Below are 26,681 nucleotides of genomic sequence, written 5' to 3'. Positions count from 1 at the left end.
TAAAAAATGAATTTCATCTCGAATGACAGCGCAGTGAACTGTTTTTTATCCTATTTTCTGTACAGTTTGTATTATCAATACTATACTCCCCCTATGTATATGTGAGAGGGCTTTACGATGCCACATTCACCCAAAGAGAAAAAAGCGGTACTGACTCGTGTCAGAAAATTAAAGGGACAATTATCTGCCCTAGAGACTGCATTAGAGGATGAAGTTGAGTGCTCGGCGGTACTGCAACAGATAGCGGCGATACGCGGTGCGGTTAATGGCTTGATGGCAGGGGTTTTAGAAAGTCACCTGCGTGAAGGGTTGCAAGCCTCCGCTGATACGCAAATTCAAAAAGATTCTGTAGATGATGCCATCTCACTTATTCGCACATACCTGCGTTAAATATCAAAAGGAATAAACATGAAATCACGTGCAGCAGTTGCATTTGGACCGGGTCAACCACTGAAAATTGTTGAGATTGATGTGATGCCGCCGAAAGCGGGCGAAGTATTAGTTAAAATTAGTCATACCGGTGTTTGTCATACCGACGCATTTACTTTGTCAGGTGATGATCCCGAAGGTTTGTTTCCGGTGGTGCTTGGCCATGAAGGCGCAGGTGTTGTGGTTGAAGTGGGCGAAGGCGTTACCAGTGTGAGTGTTGGTGACCATGTGATCCCTCTGTATACCGCAGAATGCGGAAAATGTGTATTTTGTGAATCAGGTAAAACTAATCTCTGTGTATCCGTTCGCGCAACACAGGGCAAAGGTGTGATGCCAGATGGTACAACACGTTTTTCCTATAATGGTGAGCCAGTTTATCACTATATGGGATGCTCCACGTTTAGTGAATATACCGTTGTTGCTGAGGTTTCACTGGCAAAAATCAATCCTGAAGCAAATCATGAAGAAGTATGTTTGTTAGGTTGCGGTGTTACAACCGGTATTGGTGCGGTGCATAATACGGCTAAAGTTCAAGCGGGTGATTCTGTTGCTGTATTTGGCCTGGGTGGTATTGGTCTTGCGGTTATTCAAGGGGCGAGACAAGCTAAAGCGGGACGTGTTTTTGCCATCGATACGAATCCGGCTAAATTTGAATTAGCCCGCCAGTTTGGGGCGACGGATTGTTTGAATCCAAAAGATTTTGATAAGCCAATTCAACAAGTGCTGGTGGAAATGACTGAGTGGGGCGTTGATCACACCTTTGAGTGTATTGGTAACGTCAATGTAATGCGAGCGGCATTAGAAAGCGCACATCGTGGTTGGGGCCAATCCATTATTATCGGTGTCGCAGGCGCAGGACAAGAAATTTCAACTCGTCCATTCCAATTAGTCACAGGTCGTTCTTGGCGCGGCACAGCATTCGGAGGCGTAAAAGGCCGCAGTCAATTACCTGCGATGGTAGAAGATGCCATGAAAGGTGACATTGAATTAGCCCCATTCGTGACACATACCATGCCACTTGATAACATTAATGAAGCATTTGATTTAATGCATGAAGGTAAGTCGATTCGTACCGTTATTCATTATAAATAGTTTTCATTAGGCACATAGGCGCAATTTAGCGCCTATATCTGAGTTATTAATAGGAGTACTAATGGAAAGAGTTGAACGCCACGCTTGTTTTGGTGGTTGGCAGGATGTTTATCAACATCAATCGGATGTGTTAGGTTGTTCAATGAAATTTGCTGCATATATACCGCCGCAAGCTGAACAACAATCATGTCCGGTTATTTATTGGTTGTCTGGGCTTACTTGCAACGAACAAAATTTTATCACTAAAGCGGGAGCACAACAGTTTGCCGCGCAGCATGGTATTATTTTAATCGTACCGGATACCAGCCCTCGCGGAGAAGATGTTGCCGATGATGAGGCATACGATCTCGGTCAAGGTGCGGGGTTCTATGTGAATGCGACACAAAAACCGTGGAGCACTCATTACAAGATGTATGATTATATTGTCTCTGAGTTACCAGCCTTGGTTGAAGCACATTTACCCGCATCCGATAAGCGTGCAATTTCTGGGCATTCCATGGGCGGTCACGGAGCATTAATGATTGGCCTGCGTAACTCGTCTCGCTATACCAGCTTATCTGCTTTTTCACCGATTGTTGCGCCTTCCCAAGTGCCTTGGGGACAAAAAGCATTTACCGCTTATTTAGGTGCAGAGAGTACTCAGTGGTTATGTTATGACACGGTGAATTTACTGAATGAAGCCACTACAATTCCACCTATTTTAGTGGATGTTGGGACGGGCGACTCTTTTTATCATGAGCAGCTTAAACCTGAGCTACTTGCAGAAGCATGTGATAAAAAACAGCATCATTATCAATTAAATTTACGTGATGGGTACGACCATAGCTATTATTTTATCAGTAGTTTTATCGGTGAACATATTACTTTTCATGCAAAATATTTAAACGACGTCAAATAGTCATTAAGGGTGGAACTTGTTATAGGTTTCACCCATGAATAAGAATAGCGTATTGGCCATATTAATATTATTGAGCTAGTTAATAATAAATATTTAAGTTAATGTTAAAGTTTACTGATGGAGTTTATTGCTGAAATAGCGATGTTTTTATTAGGGTCTTTGCATAATAGAAGTAATCTTTCAATTGCAGTTTTATGACCAATTGCTGCTTTATATTCTCCCAGTGCATTAATTGCAGCAATTTTTATATCATCATTTGTTCTATTTGTTAAATTAATCAACGTATTAACAATATTGTTTTCCATAATCTATCCGAGTGATAATTCAAGTTATATTTAATGTCTTATGATATTTAAATTATCAGAATAGTTAGTTTTAAAATATAAAAAAAAGATTTTTTACGATTTTATTAGCATCGTATTTATTGAGTTTATTAATTATTTTTACTAAGTATAAAAATGGCACCTTAATCAGTTAATAGATAACTTTTCAGGTACAATTATTGATATGCTAAATTTGTTCAAATAATGGTAATTTAATGGCGTAAATAGACATGAGGGGTTGCATATTCAGGGTGCTGGCTAACGGCTAAATCTGCTTTATACCAACGAGTTAAGTTATCTGTCGTTAATACTTCAGTAGGTGTACCATTTGCAACCAGTTTTCCTTCATGAATTAAATACACTCTGTCTGCATATAAGGCGGTAAGGTTGAGGTCGTGTAAGACACAACACACGCCTAATGGACGCTCGCGAGTCAGTTGATGTAATAATCGTAAACTGTGTTGTTGATGGTACAAATCGAGAGCCGAAGTCGGTTCGTCGAGAAACAAACATGCAGGGCTGGCTGTTGGCTGCCAAAGCTGAGCAAGTACTCTGGCTAATTGCACCCGTTGCTGTTCTCCTCCCGAAAGTTGGCGATAATCGCGTTCACGTAATAACTGGCAGTGAGTTTGTATTAAGGATTCTTCAATGGCTTCGTGCTTATGTTCTGAACCGTAAGGCGTCCTTCCCATAGCAACCACATCCTCAACGGTGAAAGCAAATTGCAAATGGCTCTGTTGCTTCATTACCGCTCGTTTTCGTGCTAACGCGTTGCTATCCCACTCGGAAATTGAACGGCCTTCTAACAAACATTCTCCCTGCGTTGGATGGGTATAACCCGTCAATAGCTTTAATAAGCTTGATTTACCCGCACCATTAGGGCCGATGATCACCACCATCTCATTTTGTTTGATAGAAAAATTTATATCGTCAATTAATGTTTTATTATTGATGCGATAACTTAAGTGATTGGCTTCAAGCAATGTAGATTGTGGTTCTATTTTCATTTCCATATCGTTAAACCTTCCCGACGGGTTGACGTAGGATCAACCATAAAAAATAAGGCCCCCCAATCAAGCCCGTTAATAGCCCAACAGGGATTTCAGCTGGTGCAACAGCAATACGAGCGATGGTATCTGCCACCAATAGCAGCGTTGCCCCCACAATGGCAGAGCCTGGGATCAACCAGCGATGGTCAGGACCTAATGTCATGCGGATCAAATGGGGAATCACTAAACCGACAAAACCAATCACGCCACTCATTGCGACAGCGCAGCCCACTAACATTGCGCTCAGAAATAACAGAATAAATTTACTGCGCTCGACATTTAAACCAAGGTAATGTGCATCCTCATCACCTAATTGTAGAACATTTAATTTGTTACCTTGCCATAAACAAATAAAACTGATGGGCAGGATCACTGATGCGGCAATAGAAAGGGATGTCCAATCAACATTACCGAGTGTGCCCATCATCCATAAACTAAAAGTCCGTAATTGTTGGTCATTACTGATATAACTGAGCACTCCGATAAAAGACATGCAAAGTGCATTTATCGCTATTCCAGCCAGTAATAATCGCGCTAAATTGCCGTTAGAGCTGCGATTTAAACTAAAAATAATCAATGAAACCACTAAGCTACCAATGAATGCTGCGCCAATATGACCATAACTTTGCAATACACTGGGTAGTGAAAGTGAAAAAATGATAAATGCGGCGACACACAAGGCCGCGCCACTGCTGATCCCTAGTAGGCTCGGGTCAGCCAGTGGATTACGGAATAATCCCTGCATGATAGCGCCAGAAACAGCAAGCGCCAGTCCAACTAAAATGGCTAATAAAATACGAGGCAAACGAATATTTAGCCATACTTGCCAGTCTGGATCTGTTGCTGATGCCTGCCATAGCATTTTTAATGACAAATTCATTGCACCCGCGTTGGATGCAATCAACGCGATGGCGCAAAGCACGATAAATAAAACAACAATCACAAGTAAAGGGTGTTTAAAGCGACTCATTGGGACTTCTCTAACGCCTCGCGTAATTGTTGCATGACTTTTGGCGTGCCTAGGCTAAAACTGAGCATTCCCACATCATCGACCACTAATAAGGCTTTATTTTTACCAGCTGGTGTCATGGCTATTCCCGGTAATTGCCAAACTTTATCGATACCACCGAGTGATTTAACGCCTTCTTCGGTGAATATGATTAAGTCAGGTTGGCTGGAAATAAAACCTTCTTGAGACAATGGACGATAGCTATTGAATGCTGCCATCGCATTTTTGGCCCCAGTTGCTTTTATTAGACTATCAGCGGCAGTTTGTTGACCCGCAGCTAAGGGTAGAACACCACCATGACTCATGATAAACAATACTTTTTTATTAATTGGTGCGGTGTTGACTTTGGCTAGCTCTTGGTTGAATTGCTCAACGAGTTGCTGACCTTGCTGTGTTTTCCCCACAGCATTTGCTACGGTGGTAATTTTTTCTGGAATGGCTTCTAAAGTAGGCTTTCCGGTAACCTTGATGATTTTGACACCATTTTTTTCTATCTGTGTTAAAGCCATCGACGGTTTCGCGAGTTCACTGGCAATCACTAGCGTTGGGCGCATTGATAGCACACCTTCCGCGTTAAGCATTCGCATATAGCCTACATCCGGTAAGGCGAGTGCTTGCTCGGGGTGAAGACTGGTACTATCGCGTGCAACGAGTTGGTCTTGTGCACCCAGTTTATACACGATTTCAGTAACATCGCCGCCAAGGGTGACAATACGTTCAACCGAATGTGCACTGACGGACACTATCAGCGTCGCGATCATTAGAAGCCATTGTTTCATTATTAAATTACCTAACTGGTTAAATGTGAGGCAATGCCATCACTTGATTTCGCCATTGTTCTTGTTCTGGCGTGCCTTCAGTACGTTGACCATACATTTGAACGATTTGATTGCCATCTTTATCAAAGACTTCAAGGCTGGTGACAAAACCATCTTGTGTTGATTTACGTGTCACCCAACATTCAGCGATATCATTCTCGATCATGTGTAACGTGAAATCAGGATTAAAAATATTCAGCCATTTGAGATCTGAACCTTCGCTTTGATAAGGCATGATGCGCTTAATTTGACCTGTGAAAATTTGCACACAACCGCGATTACCAACAAAAATCATAATTTCGTTTTGGTCATTAAAAGCAGTATTGACCAATTGATTAAATGAATCTGTAGGCACTTTCCATGCAAGATCATCACTGACAGCACTGAACACTTGTTGGCGACTCAAATTATTTTTCTTGAGTAGAATAAAGAATTGGTGCACATCCGTCATATTGCGCCATTCTTGTTCTAGCTGCTGTTTAAGCTCATCACTGATCGGTTGAGTGGTATAAGGCTTAGCCGCTTCAAGTTCCAGTAATGGGTTCTCGGTCGTGGAATATTGCTCGATTAATGCATTCCAAGCCGCTAGATCTGTTTCATCTGTGGTGTAAACTTTATGTAGTGCATCACCTTGTTTATCAAAAAATTGAATGCTGTGGCGCTCACCATTTTTAGCTTCTTCACTGAGGGTAAATACAGAATCCCAGTGAGAGAAAAACATGCGTAAATCTAATGCGCGAGGGTTTAAAATTAAACCACCGTGAGAACTAAATTTCGCATTGTCATAGCGGCCAACTTGTTCATGAACGACATATTCATTGCGTGTGATAGCTTTGACTTGTCCTACTGCCGCTAAAGCGGTGAGTAAGGTTGGGGCATCAACATTAAGACGTTGAGCTTTATCATGACCCACACGGCTATGCAGTAATTCCGCTTCTGAAACCTCGAGATAAGCGGCTAGATCACGAGCGTATTTTGCTTTGTTTTCTGTTTTGGCCTGTTGGTAACGCTCGAAAAGTGCTGAATTCACGGGTATCTCCTTAATTTTTTTGTGAATTACCATTGGAAGCTGACAAGCAGTTTGGCATTACGTCCATCTTGTGGAATGCCTTGCGATGAATAATATTCTTTGTCAAAGGCATTGCCTAAGACGACACTAGTACCTAAACCTTTGAGTTGGCCTTCACCCTGATAGCTGACATAAAAATCATGAACAGCATAACCGGCTTGTTGTTGCACATTAGCCGCAGTATTGAAGTCAGTGTGACGTGTAAATTCGCCTAACCAACCCACTGCAAAACCACTATCGTCAATAGGAACTGCGATATTACTGGTGACTGAATCGGGTTTGATCGAGGTTATAGATTTGCCATTGGCTTCATCTTTACCTTCGGTATGGTTATAGGCTAAATTCCAGCTAAAATAGTCAGTTTTATAATCCATAGAGGCATCCCAGCCCCAAATTTTAGCGCGTTTGGTATTGATTGATGTGGTGTAGTTATTGGCTAGGTTTTTAAAATCAACATTGACATCTGTATTGATATAATCTTTGGCTTTAGTATCAAAGTAGCTAGCTTTGAATTGTAAATTGTCACGTTCCATCATTAAATCATCGAAACGTAGTCCAAGACCATATTCAGCTGTACTGGTCGACTCAGGCTTTAAGTTTGGATTTGGACGCCATCTATTAACTATCGGCCCCATTTGGAAATGGATTTCGTCGTTATACATTTCCATCATAGTGGGTGCACGGAACGCTTCTGAATATGAAGCAAATAGCATTGACCATTCAGTCGGCGTAATACTTACCGCACCTTTAGAAGACCATTTACCTTTCTTAACATCATCATGGCCATCAGCGCTGGCTTTATAATGGTCATACCTTGTACCTAAAATAAATGAAATTGGTAAGTCTTTTAAGGTGATTTCATCTTGTAAGAAGCCTGAAGCAAAAGTGATATCGGCATCAGGGAATTGTGTTGCTGACGCGTAAGGCGTTTGCTTTTGTTTATAAGCTTCACTACCATAAGTTAAATTATGTGCGGCAACAGGTAAGTCATAAAAATTGGAACGGTTATCTAATTTCAATCCGTAAGTTTTTTGAGTTCTGCCTTCGTAATTGGTACCGACACCTTTTGCTGTGATATTAATATCTGAATAATAAGGCGTGATCTTAAGATTAAGTAGGTCTTGTGATTCAGGATTCAGTTGATAAGTAGCTTGTGCATCACGTTGGCGAGTGGTGCGATTGACTTTTAAATTACTTTTGCTGGTGCTAATTTCTTGTGGATTCTTAGGCTCATAAGCGTCGTTATCATAATAACGCATCTGACCTGACAGTTTTTGTGCGTCATCTAACTGCCAAGTTCCTTTTGCCAGTAAGTTTGCGATAGTCTCTTTGTTATCCATATCATCGCCATTACTTAGGCGAATATCTCCCACTTGCTTAGTCACAAAACTGAATAATCCATCAAGATTATCGGTACGACCAAAAGCCGTGCCACCAAATCCAAAACTGTGGTCGCCTGTTGCTCCTAAGCCAAATACCCTAGCACCGCTGTTTTGTCCTTCACGCAGTAAATCTTTAGCATCGACGGTTTCCCATGCAATTACACCGCCCATCGCGCCACTACCGTATAATAGTCCTGAAGGGCCACGAATAATCTCTACTTGCTTGATTAGGGCAGGGTCAACAAAAGTACCATTCATATGTCCAGTATCAGTGCCTTGGCGAACACCATCAACTAAAGTCAAAATTCCGCGTCTATCAAAGCCGCGCATATAAATATCTTGCCCATTCGCACGGCTGGTTCCTGTCACTCCAATCCCGGGCACTTTACGCAAGATATCATTCACCGTGCTCGCGGTTTGTGTTTCAGGAGAATTATTTTTGATTACCGTCACCATCATGGGGGCGTCAAAGCTATCTCTTTCATTTCCTGTTGCATAAACAGTCATCACTTCATGACTATTTTTTGCTGTAGCTGGTACCGCTGTTTCTGCATGAGCACTGGCTATAATTGAAACAATCGCACTGGTTAAAACTGACACACGTAATACATGAGACATAATAGTGATACTCCGCAAAAGTTTATTGATTCATTTTATCGGGGCACTATTAATTGCCATCACCGACATACAAAATGAATTGATGATATTTTTGTTTTAGTTATGAATTAGTTGTCGTTGATAACTCACATTAAAATAGAGAACTAACTTGTTATTTAAACAACAAGTGAGATGAGTTTTTTCGGCTAAAAGGCGCGTGGCTTGAGTTTGGTTAGGCGGTTGTTTTTGTTGGTGTTGTGTGACCCTATAGGCAATGTGATAATTTGCCCAATCATGGCTTAATGCGATGAGGGATTTGACAAGATGATATCGATTGGCAGGTAATATCCCAAAAGCTGACACCAGTTTAAACACCATAAGAAACCCTTTCCTTATGTACTCGATTAAGCTGGCTGCCTGGATATACGACCTAGGTGGCTTGCGGAATATATTGTATATTTATTAACTTAATACATTACTTGGTTAAAATTAATTTACCGGTACGTGTTTGTCTTAATTGATAAATTTCACCACGATGCTGTATTTCAACTTTACCTGTCGGACCCAATAGCTGTTGGCTTTCTATCACGTCAGTTTTTATCGGTTGCTTGATTATTTCGATGCTATCTGCAACAAGTGGCTTGGTCATATTATTTACCACATTAAATTTGTTGATAATAAAAATGATACTGATAATCATTATCTTTAAAATCATTATCGATATCAAGCATTTTTCACATTGAAATAACAAAAGGTCTACATGTTAAAGGAATAACATATACTTAAAGAAGTACAATCGAATAGGTGGCCGTTGTAGGGCTGAAGCTAAATAAATAATTAATTTGCTCGATTGAAAATATCTGGTGTAAAACGATTTAAGCTTTTAGAATTTCGGTTAGTTAATAGTACAGGTGTATTTATACTATGATTAGCGTTGTTATTCATTCATTGAGTAAGGGTGTAAATATATGAACAAAGCACTTATATTTTTAGGTTTATTTATCATGGGATTCAGTCAGATAGCGTTTTCAACGCAAACTATTATTTTTGTAAGACATGGTGAAAAACCCAATAATGATAGCGGACAATTAACTTGTAAAGGCTTAAACCGTGCTCTAGCTTTGCCTAGCGTACTGATTAGCCAATTTGGTCAGCCAGATGCATTATTTGCTTCGGCACCTAAACAAAGTAAGTTAGGCAGTTCATTACGTGCAGTTCAAACGATCACCCCGACAGCGATTAAAGTTTCACTACCTATTCATCTTAATTTTCATGCAAAAGAGACAAAAGAATTACGCAAAGAATTGTTAAGCCAACAGTATGAAAATTCAGTTATTTTTATTGCTTGGGAGCATGACAATTTGGTTAAAGCTGCAAAAGATATTATGAAACATGAAGGTGGTGATGCTGACTTGGTTCCTAAATGGCCTGGTAGTGATTTTGACAGTATCTATATTCTTCGAATTAACCGAGATAACGGTACTAAAACAATTACTTTCGAACATAAACAGCAAGGCTTAAATAACGTTTCTGATAAATGCCCTGATTAATTATTTGTATTTTATGACGATAAAAGTGTTGAGATAAACTCTGGTTGCTAACGCTTTTTTATCCACCTTAAGTTCATAATTTAACGTATTAATCATGATGAAAAAAGGCTTCATTCTTATTAGGTACGAATTAACCTAATGGGTTTGAAGCCAAATAATTCAATTTTCGAGAAATAAAATCTGTTATACAAATATTAGTTGATTACACAATCATTGGCGCGATGATAAAACCAAAAGCCACACCAGCGATAATCCCACCGAGCCCAGGTAACATAAACGGATGATTTAAAATATATTTACCCACTCTAGTTGATCCCGTTGAGTCAAATTCTATGGCTGCTAAGGAGGTTGGGTAGGTCGGTAGTACAAAGACCCCCGTTACCGCGACAAATGAAGCTAAAATTGCCCATGTCGGTACGTCTAATGCAATTGCTAGTGGAATAATTAAAGGTGTTGTTGCGCCTTGTGAATATAATAATGCACAGGTACAAAATAAAACTAATGCAAGCAGTATTGGGTAGGCTGCGAGTACATCTCCCGCAATTTCTTTGATTTGTTCCATATGAGCATCAACAAAGGTCGTTCCCAATGTCACAATACCGAGTATGACCGCTAACGAACTCATACCTGAGCGAAAGGTTGGCGCGAGTACGATGGAATTAGGTGAAGTCTTACAAAATATCACCATCAAACACGCAGCACTCAACATACAAATAATGATGATATCGCGTGTTCCCATCGGTTTATCGATATCGAAACCTGGACGTAGCTGAGGAAATGCGGCCAAGATGACAATGGCGACGGTGGCTAATAAGAATAGAACAACTGAGAATTTTTCTTTTGTTGTACTGTCATCTTTTTTCTCTTCATATTTATGGACTAAGCCCTTTTGTAGACGTTCTAAATAAACCTGGTCATCTTCAAGTTCACAACCCTGACGCGATGCAATAAAAGCCGCTACCATTGCCGCGACAAAAGAAGCGGGCAGACAAACCGACATCACCACAATAAAAGTGACACCATTTCCTTCCATTATAGTTAACATGGCCGCCATTGCTGCACTAATAGGAGAGCCTGATATTGCAATCTGAGAGGCAACGACGGAGCCTGCTAGTGTCCTTGAAGGGCGAACGCCTGAGTCTTTTGCAATTTCAGCAATGACAGGAAGCATGGAAAATACAATGAAACCAGTCCCTGCCATAATTGTCATTACCCAAGTTGTAATGGGCGCAATGATATTAATATATTTTGGATTTTTTCGCATAAAGGTACCGGCAGCACGAACTAAAAAATCCATACCTCCCGCAGCTTGAAGCGCAGAGGCCGCCACAACCACTGTCATAATAATTAAAATAACATCAACGGGTGGTGAACCGATAGGTAAGCCAAATCCAATGGTTAATACTGCTAATCCTAATCCACCACATAAACCAATACCTATTCCCCCCATTCTAATACCGAAGAAAATAGCACCTAATACAACAATGACCTCTAGCCAAACCATAATCGTCTCCAATAGACAATATATTGTCATTAGTAATTGAAAAATTTAGTTGTTATAATTTGATACTACACATGAGTATTTATTGTTAATTCTTATTTGTTTTTAAATTTATTTTTCCGACTCTGTTTTCATACCATTCAATTCCAGCACGTACTAATGAACCAGTAGAGTCTATATATTTGTCAGGACTATTTTTAACTTCATTAGCAAGAATGACTGGTACTTCAGTGCATCCTAATACTATTATTTCTGCCCCTTGGGAAAATAATAAACTGGCTTGTTCTTTCATTAAGGTTTCTGCAAGGTTGAAATCTCCAGATTTTAATAAATAAATGCTTTCCATTACTTTTTTTTGATTTTTAACATCTGGTGTAATGCAATTAAGTCCTTTGTCTTCAATGTTTTTTTGATATAAATTCATGTATAGCGTTGCGTTGGTTGCTAATAAACCAATTGATTTTTTTTTTGTTAAAAGCACTTCTTTCATGGTTGTTTCAATGATGTTTAGCATTTCTACATGACATGATTTCTTTAACTCTGAAAACCAAAAATGTGCTGTATTACAAGGTATTATAATACATTCTGCACCTGCACCTTCGAGCCTTTTAAGATAGTCGGTCATAGCCGGTAACGGAGATATACCGTGATTTAAAAGAGCCTCTGTCCTATCTGGAATATCGGGAATAGAAGATATAATTAATGGGATATGTTCCTGATCATTATTTGCAGTAGTGAATGTTACAAATTTATTAAATAAATCTACAGTTGCAGCTGGACCCATTCCACCGAGTACGCCAATTAATCCTTTCACTATAATTACTCCTGAATATTTAATATCTCAGCAAGATCAATTTAAAATAAATATAATAGACTGACTATTTCATTTAACATGAGGTTGCAAATGTGATTAATTAAAAATTTAACGATTTCATTTAATCTGGAATTAATTTCTATCAGTGTTTATAGGGTAAGAGAAATGCAAATATGTATGGCATCATGCAAAATGTGCATTAAATAAATTTAGATAGTCTATATTTTATTGGGAATATTTAGTGAGCGACTATTTTCCCTAGTGTTGAAGGGAGTGTGAGGAATATAAGCAATATAAATTGATTTTAAGTAATGTTTAAATTAGTAGGGTTATGCATAATACAAATAATGAAGATACAAATATTACCGAATAATGTAACTAATAATTAACTTTAATTATCAATGAAATTAAAGTAATTAATTAAACATCATTGCCGTAAAGTGTGATTAGGGTCAAATAATATGAAAAATATAGAAACGAAATGGCTATATGACTTTTTAACTTTAGAGTCTTGTCGTCATTTTTCTCACGCAGCAGAACAGCGCAATATTTCTCAACCTGCATTTAGCCGCCGAATAAAAGCACTGGAAGAAGCTATAGGTGTTGAGTTATTTGATAGAACAACATTACCGTTACAGCTTTCAGAAGAAGGTAAGGTTTTTCATTCTCAAGCTCGGAGTCTTTTACAGCAACTCGAATGCAATCTTAATGAGCTTTCAGGGCGTAATGTACTCAGTATTCCCAATATAAAAATTGCGGCGGCGCATTCATTATCACTCACTATGTTACCTAAGTTAGTTCATTCACTATCAAGTTATGGTGGCGAATTTGTTTATCATGTTGAAGCGATTGATGTTGTTCAAGTGGTCAATACCTTACGGGAAGGGAAAAGTGATTTTATTATCTCTTTTTATGATGAAGATCTTATGCAACCCCCCTTTAGTTGTTTAAATGTATTTGAGTCTGAGCTTTACCCTATTTGTGCCACAAATGAATTTGGAGCACCATTATTCGATATTTATCAACCACAGGTGCCGTTACTCAATTATACGAGTGCATCGTATATGGGGAGGTTAGTTAATCGCCGATTAAGTGAATCGGGGACGATTAGTTCTAAAACATTATTTATGTCCTCGATGAGTGAGCTATTGAAAAATATGGCGTTAGATGGACATGGTATCGCTTGGTTACCTATTTATTCTGTTGTTGATGAACTGAAAGAAAAAAAATTAGTCTGCCTTGATACGCCAGAGCTAACTATTCCTATTCAGGCATATATTTATCGAATGGATACGAGATTAAATAAAACCGCAGAAGATTTTTGGCGAATTTTAAAAAAGAATATTCCTGATGATTTAAAAGATCTTTAAAGAAAGTAAGTTTTTCATTCATCGTTAAGGTAATAGGTTATTGTGTGAAGTATTTAAATGAGTGATAGCATATGGCTATTAGATATCCATGACTAGCTAAACAATAAATTATTGATGATGAGAACTGGTACTTAATGATATCAAAAAACTGGTTCTTGAGTGTTATCAACATTTCACTAGAATTGTGATAATCGATTAAAAAGAGGTTTTTATGTACACACAGAATGAATTTGGACAGCCAATAGGTCATTTAGTTAAAAATTGGTCTCCTCGTCCACAGCCATCTGACGTTGTGTTGGAAGGCAAATATTGTATGGTTGAGCCTCTAAATTTGGATCATGCTGAAAGCTTATATAATTCATTTTTAAAATCGCCTGATGGTAGAAGTTGGACATGGTTGTTTGATGAAGCGCCTAAAAATTTTGCTGAATATTTTTCGTGGGTTGAAAATAAATGTCAGAAAAATGATCCATTTTTCTTTACCATTTTAGATAAAAACACACAGGCAGCCATAGGTGTATTTGCTCTTATGCGAATAGATGCAAATAATGGCGTCATTGAAGTCGGACATGTTCACTTTTCGCCTCTACTAAGTGGCACGATTATGTCAACTGAAGCGCATTGGCTCTTGATGAAATATGTTTTTGAAGAGCTAAAATATAGACGTTATGAGTGGAAGTGTAATAGCTTAAATGAGCCTTCCCGCCGTGCTGCCAAACGCCTTGGATTTCAATATGAAGGTACATTTAGAAATGCACTTGTTGCTAAGGGGCGAAACCGTGATACAGATTGGTTTTCAATTATTGATACTGAATGGGATATCGTCAATAAAACTATGCAACAATGGTTATCACCATTAAATTTTACAGGCACTGGAAGGCAAATAAAAACACTTTTAGAAATTCGAGAAAATATATTGCGTTAACATATAGACGGAATTTAGATAACTTTCAAAAAAGCAAAGATAAATTTTAAAACGGGCTGACGGAGCTTTCATCCGTCACCGGATTAAATTATTTAACTACTTAACCTATATAGATTATTTTAAAATTTCCAGTTTTCAGTCAAGTTCTTTAGTTATTTTATCATTCGATAAAATAAGGGTAACTCATTTTAGAAGTCATTATTTATTTTTTTTCATCATTAATTTAATGCAATAACTACATATAATTGCAAATATCCCTCCAATAAGCGTTTCCATGACTCTCTCAGGTAAAAGGTGATAATCTACATTATTAAAGAAAATGGACATTTCTATTAAGGATAATACAAGTCCTGTAAGACAAAATGTACCAAATACGTTATTTTTTTTTGTATTACTAATAGGGATCAAGAAAGCAAAAATGAGTATGAGTGCAAAGCCAATATACGGCATAAATTCTACGAGGTTAAAGGAAAAATAGAGTAGAAAAACAACGACTAGTGTACCAATAACACGGTCTCTAGTTAGCTTAATGATATTGGTTAACTTAGGATTTAAAACAAAAATATACGTTAATGGAGCCCAGAAAAAATGGTCAAGATTAATAGCTCTAGAGGTTAAAACACATAAAAGTAACCCTAAAGAATAGATAAATGACTGAAATAATTGATTATAAGATAACTTATCTCTCTTTAGTGTGATGTATTTCTTTATTTGAAATAGCGTGATTTCTTCGCGTTTACTCATGGCGTAGCAAAATGCAAGCGTTATAATTGTTCCTATTAGTAGACCTATTACAAGGCCATCAAAACTAGATTCATTAAGTGTTGCGCCTATGATGTAGAAAATCATAAAGTACTTAATTGACATATCTAATGATGAATCAATATTGTAAAACTGGTAGTAAACAAAAGGCGATATGAAGAGGACGATAAAAAATAGAGAGTCAAAACCGAAAAGGTAGCCTAACGCGGAACCCAAAAAAACCAATAAGGAACACAATAGCGAATAGATGATATTTTTATATTGATTGGCTTTATTGAATATTGTGTAGCCATGCAGAGTTGATAGTGAGCTCCAGAGTGTTGCATCAATGCCTGCCGCATAGTAGGTAATGATAAAACTTATGACGAGACATAATGTTAAATAAAAACTTTCTGCGACTTTCGCCATGAATTCACCTAGTTGGATGAGAAGTAAGCATGTGCTAATTCGTTAGCTATTATGATTAAAATGTGTGCTTAAGTCATTTGCATCATATCTAATATTTATTCGATTATAGATATTAATAATAGTTGTTTTCTTCATTGTAACCTTTGCATCATTTTAGTAAAAGAGCCACTTCCAAAATCATTCCAAATCAGAATACCTAAAAAAATTCACTAAAGTCAAAAAGGGTGTAGATCCACTTATTGAAGTGGTGTCGATAATAACACCCAATCTACTATTTAATACATCATCAGTGATTTATATCAAATATTACAAGTAGTCGATATGAATTTAACTTAGTTCAAGGTTTTTCACTTGTCGCGCAAGCAGTACGGGAGGTTGAGGCTGCTAAAAGCGTACTTTAATATAAAGTACTGCTATATAAACCAAATACCCTGCAATACCTATCGCAAATACAGATATCAACGTAAATAGACTTTTCATATGCACCAAAAAAGTTGTGATTATGCATCAATAGACATTTAGATTATAAAAAGGTTCTTAGAGTAAAATGGTAGTTCGGGAAATGGAACAATAAACCTTTGATTAAAGGCTTTCTAATAAAAATTATAGTTATATAAAAATACCATAATAAAAATAATTAGAGGAGTGAAAAAGGAAGCGAAGAATGAATTAAAACATCCAGACATAGACGTATCACCTTTATATTTATGGTCCAATAAAAATTGCTGAGGTGAATGAGCATCTACCATTTAAATTTCTGGTAGAAACTGTTTTAAAATAGTCCACTCTAATGGATTTTCTTATTCATCATCTAAATGAAATTTATGTAATAATCGATGGGCAATAGGTGCAAATATTAATCCTAGAGTGGTCATAAAGACGACACTGGTGAATACACCATAGAAAGCGAAAAAAACCTTTCCTGAAATATTTTGTGGAACAATATATGGGCCAATGCCATTGGCTATAAAAGCACTATTAAATACTGCATCATGTAAATTTATACTCGAATCAAAGGCTATGTGCCCGACAATGCCTATTAGCAAAGTAACAAGGACTAGTGCAAGTGCGTAACTAAAATGCAATAGCATTCGTTTTAAAAATGCACTGAATGAAATTAGTGGCATATTTTTAGATTCAAACATGACTTTTCTCTCAAAGTAATTTAATGAAGTGATTGCATAATACCATCTATGTTAGCTTATCTGAAATTACCGCCTTGATCGCGATGGCGTAAGTAAAGCCAAATTCCGCGGGTCTTTTGTTTGCTTCAATTTGTACTTCCGCTAAGCTAACATTATTGAAACTAACTGGCGGGATGGTGATGCTTTGCGCAATTTACTCAATACAAAACATAGGTTAGTTAAGATAGTTGAAAGTATCCCTGATGCTAAAGCACCATTAGGATGGGAGTTATGTTCAATAATTGCCATTGGTGGCTTAACTGAGGTCGGCTTTTCTAAGCAGTATAGCAATATGTTATTGGTAATATCATCCGCAGGCAGAGGATTAATAGACTGTAATACAGGTGAAAAAATTGCGAGAGATTATGAAGAGTATGGCGATTGGTATAGCTCCTTTAACCTAACATCTATGGGGATAGGTATTATATCAAATGAGTCCATATCTATATCTGGTTTATGCGGTGGGGGATTGCCTGTAGCAAACCATTATGGCGAGACATTGACAGTTGTTTCTCCTAAATGGCCCTTAGAATACTTAATATGGGCGCCTTTAGGTAAAGATCCATTAATAGATAGATTTCAAGAAGGCTGTTTGAGAATAATGTCTGACTTTTTTGTCTGCGCCGGATTTTCATGGAATGGTGAGTTTATTGTAGCTGCAACTAGTAGCGATATTACTATATGGAAAAGAGTGTAACCTAATCTAGTCGACCCTTGGGTTGAATAGTAATTTTTTGTCGGATATATCTATATCTTGATTGATAATCCCATGCTCAGCCATTTCTTGGTATTGTTTTAGTTGTCGTATGACAGCCTTGTGAAAAAACTCGCCAGTTTTTTGTTTTATCCATAAAGGAATTATATGCATTAGCCGGAAAATAAAAGTCAATGATCAGTCTTTCCTTCGGCTTTTGATGCATTTATGTAAAAACGAGTCTCATCCCCCAGCCGCAAGCCACGCATAGAAAAGCTGGCGGAGTCTGAATTCGTCGCTTAACTAAATGATTTTATAGTGCTAATGTTCAATTCAACTTTTCAAAAGTGCCTAATAAGGTGCCTAAAAATATTTTGATTGATTTTTAGGCATTGGTATTAATGGGCACTTATTCGCTGTAGTTTGGTATTCTATCAGTTGATACAAAAATTGCTACTTTGCTTTATTTATTGATAATCTAGCCTGACTATATTGTAATAAGTTTCAAAGTAGGGCAAGCATGAGCTTTAGGGAAAATTGTTATGGCAACACGGTTGCTGATACATTTTTTTAATTATTAATACGAGAATGAGTTAAAAGGAAGCGTTATTCAGTGCGAAAATACAGTTAAAGCTAATTGAGGCATTCGACAATGTTAAATGTCGGCACAGCTTCCAATAATCACCCGTAGAGCATGAAAAAGAAACTTTAATTTACTATGAACAACACATTTCTAATATATAGTGTGTTGTTCATAATAGAACTGTTATGGTAATGATTATATTTTAAATCCAGTCTTTAGGTATGAGGCCATCACCTTTTGTGCCCCAATATGCGACTTCGTTTACATGAGGAACTTTAGCCCAAATGTTTTTACCTGCATGTTCTAAAACAATTATTTGAAATTTGTTTTGGGAGTTTTCATAGACTCTATCTATGCTCCTACTTAATATCTTGAATATTCTCTGGGTTTCTTTGATATCTGTATTTCTATTTGCCATTACTTTGTCAAATACTTCCGTTGGAGTATCTAAATCATTAACGCCAGAAGATGAACTAGGAAAATATACTTGGCTGGGTTGATCTATAACCATGAAGCTCAAAACTGGACTGGTTCCAGAGCATCCATTTGAAGACATCAAATATTCATGGAATGCTAAAAATGATGCAATATGATACCCCATCCAGTTAGCCCCACTCCCAATCTCCCACAAAAATTCTTTTTCGTGAAAAGAGCTTTTCTTTTGAAATGAAATTGTAAGCTCTCTATAATCTAAAGAAGCTAACTGATGCTGGGTAAGCCTGAAGTTTTTAGCATACCCTTGAATTAGTTGATCAATTTTGAATTTAGCTGATAGCTCTCTATTGTAATAATTATTTTCTTTAAAAAATAAGGACAAGTTCTCTATTTTTTCTTGGAGTAATGAAATTTCTTTCGATAGGTCATCATTTCTCTCCACTGTTAGCAGTGTTTTTAGTAAAGACTGAATATTCCCAATCAAAAGATAGGTTTTACTCAAAGAATCTTTAGTGGAGTTATTATTTAGCTCTAGCTGTAATCGTGTTTTACGCGTTGTATTTATCTTTTCCTGGAGCTTATCAAGTTCTATTTGTAACTGTTCAATTTGTTTATCTGTAATTGGAGGGTTAATAAATGCTTCTGAAGATGCATCAATTTTCTGTTTACTATCATCAAGTGATTTTACTATAGGAGTTAAATGACTGGAAATGCTTCCGCAAACGAGACAAGTTGTTTCTGTTTTTAGGTTTTTTTTAACCCAGTCTATGTTCAATAAACTTTCTTTTTCTATTGTTGTGGCATCTCTAAATTTCTTTGCATAACTATTCATACTCTTATAACTACGTATCTTTTTATTAGTGGAATCTATTTCTTGCTGAAGTGTTTCTTCTAATGATTTTAGTTCTAGATATTTGTGATTTGTATGCTGATAATGCGGAGGTGAAAATATATCTTCAATTTTTTTAGAATTAAAAATACTGATGATTTCCTTCAGTTTGTTTAATTTATCGTCAGTATTTTGACTTGAGCTATCTCCAGTAATACCTAATTCAATAGCTTTATCCCATAAGTTAGAAATATCAGCTTCCCACATTTTATAAGCACTTATTAATGAAGATTGTTGTTTCTCTTTTTTTTCTAAATCTTTTCGAACTATAGATATTTCTCTCTCTTTAGCTAAGTATATGGCATCTCTCATGTTAAATGCATAAGGTAATACTTTTTTTAGTTTTTCTTTGTGATTATATGAGTCTGATCTATAAAAAAGGGTGTTTGGGTTTGCCACAATATGTTGCGGTTGGAAATTAAATGAGGTTAAATCTCGATACGATGGAGGATCGTACTTCTCGTTTTCATCGTAATTTGTTTCAATAGAGATGTTTGTAATCTGGAAAATAGCATTCAGCCTTTGCTTAAATTGTGATAATGAATAATTTCCCGATATAGTTTCTGGTATCTCTTCACTGTCACTAGTCATGGATACATGGCAATCATTAACAGAAGGATGAGATGGCGAGCTTCTAGCTATTATATAAAATTTGTTGTTTATGTATACCTTAAGTCCAAACCAACGAACCTTTTCTCTTATAATTCCTACGGGAATGGAACAGCGTGACGACCCAAGACAATAATCAGTGATTGAAATTATGGATGACTTTCCTGTCCCGCTAACACCATGAACTATGTTTATAGCTCCGTCGTTAAATTTAAGACTTTGTATTTGATTACGTGTATCTTTGGGCCAAAGAATAATTTGTGAGATATAAAATTTCATATTAAATGACCTTTAATATAGAGTATATTTCATCCGAGGTATAAAAACCAAACCAGCATGCAACTTTAGACGCGGTTCTGACTATTTTTTTTTGTGCTTTGTTCTCAATAGCTGTACCTCGAGGCATACTTTTTAAGTTAAAACTACATTCTCCATTTTCATGTAGGCTTATAAGCCCTGTTGAAACAGCAAAATTAAGAGATTGGAATGTTATTTTTGAATAAATGGATACCCTTTCGTTTAAGCGTTCAAGAATAATTGGTTCATTATCGATTATATACTGGAAGTTTGTTGTAGTTCTTCTTTTAAATAGAATTTCACGGGTAGGAGCATGCCACACCATTGGAAGTAATAGTAGTATTTCTTTTAGTGTTGGATTTCTGTTTTCATTTTTTTTATTATATTCAGTAATGAAGTGTGATATTAAAAAACATCCTAAAATAGGATTATTCACTATAGGAGTATTAAAAATATAGTTATCCATATCTATTCTCATTTAATTTTTTTGTACCAATGAATATTATTTCTGTTGGCTGTATTATTAACTAAATCATGATAGTGCCCATGTGTAAAATAGGTGTTGTTAGTCTCGTAATTTCCTAAGTTTTCTTTAAACTCTGGTGTTAAAGTTCGATTTAGAATTTTCCTAAATTTTATTTTTTCCTTAGGAGTAGGGTTATCTATCTCTTCTATTTCAATTTGCTGAGAAATACCCTTCCAGCGAGTGTTTAATTTTCTTTCACGGTTATCCCAATCTGTTGGAAGCACATAACCCTCATTTTGTAGGCGTACTCTTTCTGCATAAAATCCAAAGTACGTTTTTAGCTGATCATCAATATAACTTTCTGGAAGCTCTAAATTTACTAATTGTCTAATGAAATCGAAGTCTCTATTTTCCATAATATTATTTTGGAAATCGTCAGAAAAAATATCTCTGTCTATATATCGTACTAACGGAACTTTTTTTTGTGACTCATGGAGTTGATCTCTAAAAAATTGCACTTTATGCCATGCTTGTTCTTTATTTTTCCATTTTGTAAAACTTTTATTTATAAGTGTGCCTAATAGTTGCTCGTAAATTTCCTCTGCATACTCTACTGCACTTGAATGTAACTGAAAATATTGAATTGTTTGATTTCTTATGTCGATTGATTTTTCGTGAAGAAATGATGCATCGAATACCTTTACTCTTTTTATGACGAACATCAAATCTTCTGGGTTATATTCAGATACGCTTTTTATATCGACATTTTTCGTATTTTTAGCTAAAGAATATATTTTTGATAAAATACTACTTATATCCTTATTTGATGTTGCACTGGATATCATTTTTGCTAAAGAATCCTCAGGTAGTGAAATATTTGTTGTTAGATAAAAATTTATTTCATCATACGACGAACGATATTCCCTGAGATTACTTAGCCATATATTTAAAGTGTGCCAAAGATTATGGCTTCCATCTCCAATCGGATTGAAATTTTCTCTTCTTGTATATTTATTTTGTTCTATAGTTATAGTCACTTCTTGATTTTCATCAAAGCTTAAGGTGGAAACGTCATCTAATGTTTCGACACCAACTATGGAATTTTGATTAACAGAGGAGAATATATGAAATAGAGCCCGTTGGAATTGATAAAGAAATCCGCAAATAGAACTACTTGCGTTTGAGTTAATAGCCTTTCTAAGGTAGTCCTTTTGAAAACCTTCCATAATCTATCTCACCCTATTGAAGTTTTTGATGATTATTATTTCATTACGATCGATTTTTTTTCATTCTAACTTCAATTCCTCAATGAGACAAGAAACTAGGGAAAAGTAAAAATAGGGTAGGATAGATCTTCAACGACATGGTGCTTTTTGTACTTTAAAAGAAGGTTTGCAAAAAATGGTAGATCAAAGATCTGCCAAATATTATTTAGATAGAGAACTAAATAATTAACCTGAACTCGGGATAAGAAAAACAAAAAAAGAAGGGAACTAAAAGCGGGTTCTGTGATCAGATCTTTCGATTAAGAAATAACTTTTCACTGAGGAACCCGCTATGCGTAATCTAGTTAATTTATTCTGTCATGTCGATGATTTTTGCAAATTATTCATACCTCAATGGCAAAAATACTTGATTCAAAGTGGCGAGTGCCAGCGATTACGCCAAACAAGAATGACAAGCAGTGAAATTATGACCATTATTATTGCATTCCATCTCTCCCACCAACGTGACTTTAAGCATTTTTATATTGGATTCATTGCCATATACCACAAAAAAGAGTTCCCAACCTTATTGAGTTACACGCGTTTTCTTGAGGTCATGCCGAAGGTTTTAGTGCCATTAAGTTCTTTCTTTACCCATCTAAAAGGTCAACCAACAGGCATCGAGTTTATTGATTCAACCAGTATTAAAGTGTGCCACAACCTACGGATCCCAAGATATCGAGTTTTTAAAAACTCAGCGGCCAGAGGAAAAGGGACGATGGGATGGTTCTACGGTTTCAAGCTGCATATTATCGTTAACCATCTTGGTGAGATTGTCGCCGCGAAGCTCACGGCAGCAAATGTTGATGATAGAACGCTAGTCAAGGCGCTCTCCAAAGGGCTTTTGGATAAGCTTTATGCAGACAAAGGTTATATCAGCAAAGCCTTAACTGAAGATTTAAAGATGGAAGGGATCACATTGGTAACAGGGCAACGCAAAAATATGAAGCCAAAATTATTAGCGGCTTGGGATAGAGCGATGCTAGCTAAGCGATTCATTATTGAAACAATTAATGATCAGCTGAAAAACATTACGCAGATTGAACATTCTCGCCATCGTAGTTTGCATGGATTCATGTTGAATTTACTGGGCGGTTTGATTGCTTATTGTTTGAAACCGAAAAAGCCATCATTGAATATTTCAAATACCGAGAAAACAGGACTTCAAGTAATGGCTTAAACCGATCTCAGGTTAATTATTACTTTTCTCCTGCCACACTCGTCTTAGCCAATTCTGGATTATTGGTCTGAAAGAACGATAGCAGTAATATGTAATGACCCACCAATATTTAGGAGCTGGCTGATTAGAAGTAATCTCTGTTTAACAAAAAAATAAAGTGACCAAAAAATAGATTGCAGCACATCATTTTATGAAGAACAATGTGCTACCTTTTTTAAACTCTTTCTCTGCCAGAAAAATGTTCGTGCATCTTTTCTGTCATCACCCACAGCGCCTTATTCAATTTGATATCACCATCAATACCATTCACCGAACGTGTGCGAGCTCGCTTACCTTTCGCATTCCTGCCTGATAATCCTCCCTTGATTAAATTCTCCTGCAAACGTTGATATACCGTCCACAGATCGTCTTTTTTATCTTCCCATCGGCGAGGCTGTAATACTTGTTCTTCAGTAATCGGTTGATGTTCGTCACCAAAGCGATAAGTCAAAGCCGCATGTGCCAAGGCTTGCTGTGCTGGAGGCGGTAACAATAACGATTGCATCTGTTCGCGCTTTTCAGCAACCGTATCAAACGTTTCCAATACCTCATAAGCCCCTTCAATTACCTTGCCAACAACGTCGCCCTTGTGGGGTACACGCACTTCGCCAAAGGTATCTCCGCAAACTAAACCATTTTGACATACCATCCTAAATAGACCCGGTAACATTTGATAACTACTCGAACCATCATGGCTATTTAGGAGAATAATTTCAGGCACTTGAATTCCTGTGATTTGGTCATGGCGTCGAAGTCTTAACATATGCTTGGTATGCTCTCGACGGCTGGCATCACGAACACGGGTCTGACAGGCAAAGAAGGGATAAAAACCTTCCTTTTGAAGACTATCGAGTAAGGTAATGGTTGGAATATAAGTGTATCGGTCACTTCTGGATTCGTGTTTCTCTTCAGAGAAAACACTCGGTACAGTACGAAATAATTCTTCAATCGTTAATGGACGGTCACGACGGATCACATTCGCCGCACCAAAGCGGGAGGCTAAACGAGTCATAATCAATTTCCTTGAATATAAATAAGATAGGTAAAACTGGAGGAGTTAATTAAGTGGAATTTAATCGATAAGATGGAAAATAGCTGAGCTTTCAGAATGTTGAATAGCGTAGTCACGAAGTTGGTAGAAACGGTCTACGAGTAGTTCACTTTCCGTTCTAAATGACCACTGGCTATACAGCATCAAGCAAACAGCCACACCTGCAGCTTCTGTGCTCAGTGCCGCTTCATTGCCATTGTGCATATTGAACAGTGTTAGTTTTTCAGAATCCAAATCGGGATAAATAAATGCGCCGCCATTGGGTAGCGTGCAGTATTCCCAATAGCCGCCTGTGTATTCATCACAAAACTGACCCATGATAGTGAAAATCACCACTTCAAACGTGGCGAAACCTTTCACTGTACCAAAGTGGGTTTGCCAAAAACGCATGCGCTGGTGGTTTGGAACGGGTGTTGCTGTTATTGAATCAAGTGTCATCAGAAAGCCCTTTTGTGAATATTGCGAAATAAAAAAGCAGACCTATTGGCCTGCCTCTGTATATCTTTATTTTGAAGTGGTTGAAGTTTAATTGTCGTTAAATAGCCCGTTAAGTAGTCGTTCAATTGCGTCCCCTAATAATGTGGTACAGGCTAGCGTCGCCCCAAGTCGAGCCGCTTGAATCTCTGAGTCGGAATACTCGCCTTCAAGCGTGAGTTGCTCATTGACCGTCTTCTGGGCGTAGTAAGTGATAGACACCAGTGTCACAACGCTCACTGAGGTCGCTATAAGTTTAAAAATTGACATGATGAATTCCTAGGAAATGAGTCTGTGAGAGAACAGACTCAAGTAAGGGATAACGTAACTTATTGAGGACCAGACCAGTTATCACTATCAAGAACTAAAAATGAGTCGCAGCCTGATTGTCCTGCAGTACAAACACGCTTGGCTATCGATTTAGGTGGCCATTTTTTATCGGCTGAATAAGCTAAACCATTATTATCGACACAGGCGACTTTTAACCAGTTAGCCTCTGCACCACGATTATAATAAACACTGCTAATACAAGTCATCGCTGTCGGTGCAGGAAAACCTTTTGCTTGCCGAATTGGGGTGTAACCTGTCAACTCTCCATGAGGCACACCTAAGATAGGCCTTTCATTACTCTCATTTTTCTCTTTTAATTTTTGACCATATTCTGGTGTTAAATAGTAGGTGTAGCGTGTCGGCTGAATTTCACCGGGTAAGCGAAGTGCTAATGCTTGAGTACAAACTGTTAGCGAGATTAAGGCCGTAAACAGTACCTTTTTCATAAAGATGAACTCCATTATTTTATTAAAGATTGGATATATTGGTAATGTGGCAAAGCTTGAATAAACGCCTCTTCACATAACCGCTGATTTAGGTCTTCACGATAACGAAAGCCCCGCGCAGTCATGACCACATCTTGCAGGGCCATCACATCAAACACGTGAATGTGTTCAGCGATATCGGCGGCGAGATACCAATGACCGTGGTAATAAATCAACTTATACGGGGCGACGTTCGTGATGTTTTTTCCTTGGTGGGCAAATTGCAGTAACCGCCGTTTCACAATGGCTTGCGTGAGGATATAAAAGCCCCCAAACAGCGAGGGACGCTGCTCAGGTGGCGTATGGTAGACAATAAACGGTGAATCAATTGTTGGGTCGAGCAAAACCGTCAGCAGCTTCCTGTCTAAAGCCGGAAACAGTGAGGTGACATGCGTAATGGCAGCAAAGCGCAGTATGTCCTTATCGGTTCGAAAAGGTCGCTGCGATGCGGCTAGTCGATAGCCACCTTGATGAAACTCCAAATCTAGGTACTGAAGACGCTCATTAAAGTCACGCCGTAGAGTGCGGGTTGAGACATTGAGCTCTTCTGACAATTCTGATAAATAAACGGTTTCTCCTCGAAATAATTGACTGATGATAAACGCCAACCGAGACGGAAGCCGGTCATGGCGAGACACAGATGTCGACATGATATGTCCTTATTAAAATAGCTCCGGCAAGCGGATAGAGTGGGATTGATAAGC

General features: G+C 37.5%; 27 protein-coding genes. 8 read left to right on the top strand and 19 right to left on the bottom strand.

Going from position 1 to position 26,681, the window contains the following annotated elements:
• Positions 1 to 117: 117 nt before the first annotated feature.
• The 3 genes from frmR (at position 118) to fghA (ending at position 2,419) form a co-directional block, all read left to right on the top strand.
• Entirely contained in the window at positions 118 to 390 is a 273-nt protein-coding gene (gene frmR, locus AAZR93_RS06695; RefSeq protein ID WP_294110427.1) for a formaldehyde-responsive transcriptional repressor FrmR, read from the top strand.
• Positions 391 to 408: 18 nt separating this feature from the next.
• The gene (locus tag AAZR93_RS06690; protein WP_294110429.1) at positions 409 to 1,521 is read left to right on the top strand and encodes an S-(hydroxymethyl)glutathione dehydrogenase/class III alcohol dehydrogenase; all 1,113 of its coding nucleotides are present in this window, start codon (positions 409 to 411) and stop codon (positions 1,519 to 1,521) included.
• A gap of 61 nt (positions 1,522 to 1,582) precedes the next feature.
• On the top strand, positions 1,583 to 2,419 hold the full coding sequence (gene fghA / locus AAZR93_RS06685; protein ID WP_294110431.1) for an S-formylglutathione hydrolase: 837 nt from the start codon (positions 1,583 to 1,585) through the stop codon (positions 2,417 to 2,419).
• A 104-nt stretch (positions 2,420 to 2,523) separates the two neighbouring features.
• Here fghA and AAZR93_RS06680 read toward each other — a convergent pair whose 3' ends face one another.
• From AAZR93_RS06680 to hemP, 7 genes are all read right to left on the bottom strand, one after another.
• Complete coding sequence (locus AAZR93_RS06680; RefSeq protein ID WP_294110433.1) at positions 2,524 to 2,724, bottom strand: HEAT repeat domain-containing protein; 201 nt, start codon at positions 2,722 to 2,724, stop codon at positions 2,524 to 2,526.
• 230 nt (positions 2,725 to 2,954) lie between these two features.
• Positions 2,955 to 3,749, bottom strand: coding sequence for a heme ABC transporter ATP-binding protein (locus AAZR93_RS06675; RefSeq protein ID WP_434719646.1), 795 nt, complete (start codon positions 3,747 to 3,749; stop codon positions 2,955 to 2,957).
• 10 nt (positions 3,750 to 3,759) lie between these two features.
• Positions 3,760 to 4,761, bottom strand: coding sequence for a FecCD family ABC transporter permease (locus tag AAZR93_RS06670; RefSeq protein WP_294110435.1), 1,002 nt, complete (start codon positions 4,759 to 4,761; stop codon positions 3,760 to 3,762).
• Positions 4,758 to 5,579: a heme/hemin ABC transporter substrate-binding protein gene (locus tag AAZR93_RS06665; protein ID WP_434719315.1), complete on the bottom strand. Its 822-nt coding sequence runs from the start codon at positions 5,577 to 5,579 to the stop codon at positions 4,758 to 4,760. Before AAZR93_RS06665 ends, AAZR93_RS06670 begins: the two co-directional genes overlap by 4 nt.
• Positions 5,580 to 5,598: 19 nt before the next feature.
• Positions 5,599 to 6,648 (bottom strand): hemin-degrading factor, encoded by a 1,050-nt coding sequence (locus AAZR93_RS06660; protein WP_434719314.1) that lies wholly within the window; start codon positions 6,646 to 6,648, stop codon positions 5,599 to 5,601.
• A gap of 26 nt (positions 6,649 to 6,674) precedes the next feature.
• Entirely contained in the window at positions 6,675 to 8,687 is a 2,013-nt protein-coding gene (locus AAZR93_RS06655; protein WP_434719313.1) for a TonB-dependent hemoglobin/transferrin/lactoferrin family receptor, read from the bottom strand.
• Between the two features lie 454 nt (positions 8,688 to 9,141).
• Entirely contained in the window at positions 9,142 to 9,315 is a 174-nt protein-coding gene (gene hemP / locus AAZR93_RS06650) for a hemin uptake protein HemP (protein ID WP_294110444.1), read from the bottom strand.
• A gap of 319 nt (positions 9,316 to 9,634) precedes the next feature.
• On the opposite strand from hemP, the gene AAZR93_RS06645 reads away from it, so the two are divergent.
• Positions 9,635 to 10,216, top strand: a complete 582-nt coding sequence (locus tag AAZR93_RS06645; RefSeq protein WP_294110445.1) for a phosphoglycerate mutase family protein — start codon at positions 9,635 to 9,637, stop codon at positions 10,214 to 10,216.
• A gap of 202 nt (positions 10,217 to 10,418) precedes the next feature.
• Here AAZR93_RS06645 and AAZR93_RS06640 read toward each other — a convergent pair whose 3' ends face one another.
• A complete protein-coding gene (locus AAZR93_RS06640) occupies positions 10,419 to 11,720 on the bottom strand; it encodes an anaerobic C4-dicarboxylate transporter (RefSeq protein ID WP_434719312.1) in 1,302 nt (433 codons plus the stop codon).
• An 85-nt stretch (positions 11,721 to 11,805) separates the two neighbouring features.
• Positions 11,806 to 12,531: an aspartate/glutamate racemase family protein gene (locus AAZR93_RS06635; protein ID WP_434719311.1), complete on the bottom strand. Its 726-nt coding sequence runs from the start codon at positions 12,529 to 12,531 to the stop codon at positions 11,806 to 11,808.
• Positions 12,532 to 12,992: 461 nt separating this feature from the next.
• On the opposite strand from AAZR93_RS06635, the gene hypT reads away from it, so the two are divergent.
• Positions 12,993 to 13,901 carry a hypochlorite stress DNA-binding transcriptional regulator HypT gene (hypT, locus tag AAZR93_RS06630; RefSeq protein WP_294110453.1) on the top strand — a complete coding sequence of 303 codons (909 nt, stop codon included), beginning with the start codon at positions 12,993 to 12,995 and terminating at the stop codon, positions 13,899 to 13,901.
• Between the two features lie 211 nt (positions 13,902 to 14,112).
• Positions 14,113 to 14,826, top strand: coding sequence for a GNAT family N-acetyltransferase (locus tag AAZR93_RS06625; protein ID WP_434719310.1), 714 nt, complete (start codon positions 14,113 to 14,115; stop codon positions 14,824 to 14,826).
• Positions 14,827 to 15,024: 198 nt separating this feature from the next.
• On the opposite strand, the gene AAZR93_RS06620 is transcribed toward AAZR93_RS06625, so the two are convergent.
• Together AAZR93_RS06620 and AAZR93_RS06615 are read right to left on the bottom strand one after the other, a co-directional pair.
• Positions 15,025 to 15,996 carry an FUSC family protein gene (locus AAZR93_RS06620; protein ID WP_294110456.1) on the bottom strand — a complete coding sequence of 324 codons (972 nt, stop codon included), beginning with the start codon at positions 15,994 to 15,996 and terminating at the stop codon, positions 15,025 to 15,027.
• 800 nt (positions 15,997 to 16,796) lie between these two features.
• On the bottom strand, positions 16,797 to 17,141 hold the full coding sequence (locus AAZR93_RS06615; protein WP_434719309.1) for a two pore domain potassium channel family protein: 345 nt from the start codon (positions 17,139 to 17,141) through the stop codon (positions 16,797 to 16,799).
• Positions 17,142 to 17,325: 184 nt separating this feature from the next.
• On the opposite strand from AAZR93_RS06615, the gene AAZR93_RS06610 reads away from it, so the two are divergent.
• Entirely contained in the window at positions 17,326 to 17,877 is a 552-nt protein-coding gene (locus tag AAZR93_RS06610; RefSeq protein ID WP_434719308.1) for a hypothetical protein, read from the top strand.
• 782 nt (positions 17,878 to 18,659) lie between these two features.
• On the opposite strand, the gene AAZR93_RS06605 is transcribed toward AAZR93_RS06610, so the two are convergent.
• From AAZR93_RS06605 to AAZR93_RS06595, 3 genes are read right to left on the bottom strand one after another with little or no spacing between them, the layout of a single operon-like run.
• The gene (locus tag AAZR93_RS06605; RefSeq protein ID WP_434719307.1) at positions 18,660 to 20,669 is read right to left on the bottom strand and encodes a DUF3732 domain-containing protein; all 2,010 of its coding nucleotides are present in this window, start codon (positions 20,667 to 20,669) and stop codon (positions 18,660 to 18,662) included.
• A 1-nt stretch (position 20,670) separates the two neighbouring features.
• Positions 20,671 to 21,153 carry a three component ABC system middle component gene (locus AAZR93_RS06600; protein ID WP_434719306.1) on the bottom strand — a complete coding sequence of 161 codons (483 nt, stop codon included), beginning with the start codon at positions 21,151 to 21,153 and terminating at the stop codon, positions 20,671 to 20,673.
• 8 nt (positions 21,154 to 21,161) lie between these two features.
• A complete protein-coding gene (locus AAZR93_RS06595) occupies positions 21,162 to 22,379 on the bottom strand; it encodes an ABC-three component system protein (RefSeq protein ID WP_434719305.1) in 1,218 nt (405 codons plus the stop codon).
• Between the two features lie 331 nt (positions 22,380 to 22,710).
• Here AAZR93_RS06595 and AAZR93_RS06590 point away from each other — a divergent pair, with 331 nt between their 5' ends.
• Positions 22,711 to 23,598, top strand: a complete 888-nt coding sequence (locus tag AAZR93_RS06590) for an IS982 family transposase (RefSeq protein ID WP_434719304.1) — start codon at positions 22,711 to 22,713, stop codon at positions 23,596 to 23,598.
• Between the two features lie 214 nt (positions 23,599 to 23,812).
• Here AAZR93_RS06590 and AAZR93_RS06585 read toward each other — a convergent pair whose 3' ends face one another.
• The 5 genes from AAZR93_RS06585 to AAZR93_RS06565 form a co-directional block, all read right to left on the bottom strand.
• Entirely contained in the window at positions 23,813 to 24,649 is an 837-nt protein-coding gene (locus AAZR93_RS06585; RefSeq protein ID WP_434719303.1) for a DUF932 domain-containing protein, read from the bottom strand.
• Between the two features lie 60 nt (positions 24,650 to 24,709).
• A complete protein-coding gene (locus AAZR93_RS06580) occupies positions 24,710 to 25,126 on the bottom strand; it encodes an antirestriction protein (protein ID WP_434719302.1) in 417 nt (138 codons plus the stop codon).
• An 87-nt stretch (positions 25,127 to 25,213) separates the two neighbouring features.
• Positions 25,214 to 25,432, bottom strand: a complete 219-nt coding sequence (locus AAZR93_RS06575) for a hypothetical protein (RefSeq protein ID WP_434719301.1) — start codon at positions 25,430 to 25,432, stop codon at positions 25,214 to 25,216.
• A gap of 59 nt (positions 25,433 to 25,491) precedes the next feature.
• Positions 25,492 to 25,938, bottom strand: a complete 447-nt coding sequence (locus AAZR93_RS06570; protein WP_434719300.1) for a hypothetical protein — start codon at positions 25,936 to 25,938, stop codon at positions 25,492 to 25,494.
• A gap of 14 nt (positions 25,939 to 25,952) precedes the next feature.
• Positions 25,953 to 26,627: a helix-turn-helix transcriptional regulator gene (locus AAZR93_RS06565; protein ID WP_434719299.1), complete on the bottom strand. Its 675-nt coding sequence runs from the start codon at positions 26,625 to 26,627 to the stop codon at positions 25,953 to 25,955.
• Between the last annotated feature and the right edge of the window lie 54 nt (positions 26,628 to 26,681).

Source organism: Providencia sp. Je.9.19, from assembly GCF_051129765.1.
Classification (GTDB): Bacteria; Pseudomonadota; Gammaproteobacteria; order Enterobacterales; family Enterobacteriaceae; genus Providencia.
Note: the sequence above shows the minus strand (reverse complement) of the source record. Positions and strands in the feature narration are given on the sequence as shown.

What these genes read in the sequence shown, in the direction of transcription:
- AAZR93_RS06600 (WP_434719306.1), bottom strand. Translation starts at nt 21,153, where the DNA reads ATGGATAACTATATTTTTAATACTCCTATAGTGAATAATCCTATTTTA.
- hypT (WP_294110453.1), top strand. Translation starts at nt 12,993, where the DNA reads ATGAAAAATATAGAAACGAAATGGCTATATGACTTTTTAACTTTAGAG.
- AAZR93_RS06620 (WP_294110456.1), bottom strand. Translation starts at nt 15,996, where the DNA reads ATGGCGAAAGTCGCAGAAAGTTTTTATTTAACATTATGTCTCGTCATA.
- AAZR93_RS06680 (WP_294110433.1), bottom strand. Translation starts at nt 2,724, where the DNA reads ATGGAAAACAATATTGTTAATACGTTGATTAATTTAACAAATAGAACA.
- AAZR93_RS06645 (WP_294110445.1), top strand. Translation starts at nt 9,635, where the DNA reads ATGAACAAAGCACTTATATTTTTAGGTTTATTTATCATGGGATTCAGT.
- AAZR93_RS06570 (WP_434719300.1), bottom strand. Translation starts at nt 25,938, where the DNA reads ATGAAAAAGGTACTGTTTACGGCCTTAATCTCGCTAACAGTTTGTACT.
- AAZR93_RS06595 (WP_434719305.1), bottom strand. Translation starts at nt 22,379, where the DNA reads ATGGAAGGTTTTCAAAAGGACTACCTTAGAAAGGCTATTAACTCAAAC.
- fghA (WP_294110431.1), top strand. Translation starts at nt 1,583, where the DNA reads ATGGAAAGAGTTGAACGCCACGCTTGTTTTGGTGGTTGGCAGGATGTT.
- AAZR93_RS06690 (WP_294110429.1), top strand. Translation starts at nt 409, where the DNA reads ATGAAATCACGTGCAGCAGTTGCATTTGGACCGGGTCAACCACTGAAA.
- AAZR93_RS06625 (WP_434719310.1), top strand. Translation starts at nt 14,113, where the DNA reads ATGTACACACAGAATGAATTTGGACAGCCAATAGGTCATTTAGTTAAA.
- AAZR93_RS06640 (WP_434719312.1), bottom strand. Translation starts at nt 11,720, where the DNA reads ATGGTTTGGCTAGAGGTCATTGTTGTATTAGGTGCTATTTTCTTCGGT.
- AAZR93_RS06580 (WP_434719302.1), bottom strand. Translation starts at nt 25,126, where the DNA reads ATGACACTTGATTCAATAACAGCAACACCCGTTCCAAACCACCAGCGC.
- AAZR93_RS06575 (WP_434719301.1), bottom strand. Translation starts at nt 25,432, where the DNA reads ATGTCAATTTTTAAACTTATAGCGACCTCAGTGAGCGTTGTGACACTG.
- AAZR93_RS06605 (WP_434719307.1), bottom strand. Translation starts at nt 20,669, where the DNA reads ATGAAATTTTATATCTCACAAATTATTCTTTGGCCCAAAGATACACGT.
- frmR (WP_294110427.1), top strand. Translation starts at nt 118, where the DNA reads ATGCCACATTCACCCAAAGAGAAAAAAGCGGTACTGACTCGTGTCAGA.
- AAZR93_RS06615 (WP_434719309.1), bottom strand. Translation starts at nt 17,141, where the DNA reads ATGTTTGAATCTAAAAATATGCCACTAATTTCATTCAGTGCATTTTTA.
- AAZR93_RS06565 (WP_434719299.1), bottom strand. Translation starts at nt 26,627, where the DNA reads ATGTCGACATCTGTGTCTCGCCATGACCGGCTTCCGTCTCGGTTGGCG.
- AAZR93_RS06655 (WP_434719313.1), bottom strand. Translation starts at nt 8,687, where the DNA reads ATGTCTCATGTATTACGTGTGTCAGTTTTAACCAGTGCGATTGTTTCA.
- AAZR93_RS06670 (WP_294110435.1), bottom strand. Translation starts at nt 4,761, where the DNA reads ATGAGTCGCTTTAAACACCCTTTACTTGTGATTGTTGTTTTATTTATC.
- hemP (WP_294110444.1), bottom strand. Translation starts at nt 9,315, where the DNA reads ATGACCAAGCCACTTGTTGCAGATAGCATCGAAATAATCAAGCAACCG.
- AAZR93_RS06665 (WP_434719315.1), bottom strand. Translation starts at nt 5,579, where the DNA reads ATGAAACAATGGCTTCTAATGATCGCGACGCTGATAGTGTCCGTCAGT.
- AAZR93_RS06585 (WP_434719303.1), bottom strand. Translation starts at nt 24,649, where the DNA reads ATGACTCGTTTAGCCTCCCGCTTTGGTGCGGCGAATGTGATCCGTCGT.
- AAZR93_RS06675 (WP_434719646.1), bottom strand. Translation starts at nt 3,749, where the DNA reads ATGAAAATAGAACCACAATCTACATTGCTTGAAGCCAATCACTTAAGT.
- AAZR93_RS06590 (WP_434719304.1), top strand. Translation starts at nt 22,711, where the DNA reads ATGCGTAATCTAGTTAATTTATTCTGTCATGTCGATGATTTTTGCAAA.